Below are 1,458 nucleotides of genomic sequence, written 5' to 3'. Positions count from 1 at the left end.
TTGCCGGGTAAGCTGGCCGACTGCCAAGAAAAAGACCCAGGGTTATCTGAACTTTACATAGTGGAGGGGGACTCTGCTGGTGGTTCAGCCAAGCAGGGGCGTAATCGTAAGAATCAGGCCATTCTTCCTTTGAAAGGTAAGATTCTTAACGTTGAAAAAGCCCGTTTCGATAAAATGCTGTCTTCGCAAGAAGTGGCGACCTTAATTACCGCATTAGGCTGTGGTATTGGCCGCGACGAATACGATCCCGATAAGCTGCGTTATCACTACATCATCATCATGACTGATGCGGATGTGGATGGTGCGCATATTCGTACCTTATTGCTGACCTTTTTCTATCGTCAAATGCCGGAAATAGTAGAACGCGGTTATATTTATATTGCTCAACCACCTTTGTATAAAGTGAAAAAAGGTAAAAATGAGCAGTATTTAAAAGACGAAGACGCCATGTTGGAGTATCAGACCAACCTAGCGCTAGAGGGCGCTAGCCTACATGTTAACGAGTCGGCACCGGCAATTAGCGGTGAGCACCTAGAAAAACTGGTCACAGATTTTCGTAAAGTCGAAATTTTAATTGAGCGCTTATCACGTCGTGCCCCCGAAATCGTGCTAAACGAGCTTATTTATCAACCCGAGCTCACATTAGACGCACTGACCGATGAAGCACAAGTTGCCGCTTGGGTGAAGGCGATTAACCTGTCGTTAGTTGATGACAGCACTAATGGCGCTAACTACGCCTTAGATTATGCGTTTTTTGAAGAGCGTAACTGCTACCTGCCTAAGGTGAAAGTACGCCAACACGGCACCGAGCGTGAATACCCCATTAGTTATGACTTTTTCGCCTCAGGTGAATATCGCAGCATAGTTGAATTGGGTAATGGCATTGCCAACCTGATGGAAGAGGGTGGCTATGTGAAGCGTGGCGAGAAAACCAAACAAGTGTCGACTTTTGCGCAGGCGCTTGAGTGGCTAATGCACGACAGTAAACGCGGTCTGTATGTACAGCGCTATAAAGGGTTGGGGGAAATGAACCCCGATCAGCTATGGGAAACCACCATGGATCCCAACTCACGCCGTATGTTGCAGGTGAAAATTGAAGACGCCATTGCCGCCGATCAGCTGTTTTCTACCCTAATGGGGGATCACGTTGAACCACGCCGCGAATTCATTGAAACCAACGCACTGCAAGTGGCTAACTTAGATATTTAAGTGTTACTAGTAAGTGGTTTATAAAAAAGCAGCGCCTAGCGCTGCTTTTTTTATGGTTAAAGGCAGCAAAGCTAACGGCTTATATCAATCACACTAATTAACCAGTCAGTTTGTGCTTCCTATAAAAGCCGAACAAAGGGGCCACTCCACCGACACGCTGCAAGCACATCCATGTGGCGCTCAAACACATGACTTCCCTGTCATGTGATGGTCGGTGGAGTCGCTCCCTTTATCCGACTCTAGGTTGTC

Annotated in this window: 1 protein-coding gene; it reads left to right on the top strand. The window is 47.0% G+C overall.

All coding sequences use genetic code 11. The features are described from left to right. On the top strand, positions 1-1,209 hold a 1,209-nt coding region (locus ACTHY5_RS07900), incomplete at its 5' end, for a toprim domain-containing protein (RefSeq protein ID WP_441878446.1). Between the last annotated feature and the right edge of the window lie 249 nt (positions 1,210-1,458).

It is taken from the genome of Oceanisphaera sp. (assembly GCF_052084945.1).
Classification (GTDB): Bacteria; Pseudomonadota; Gammaproteobacteria; order Enterobacterales; family Aeromonadaceae; genus Oceanimonas.
Note: the sequence above shows the minus strand (reverse complement) of the source record. Positions and strands in the feature narration are given on the sequence as shown.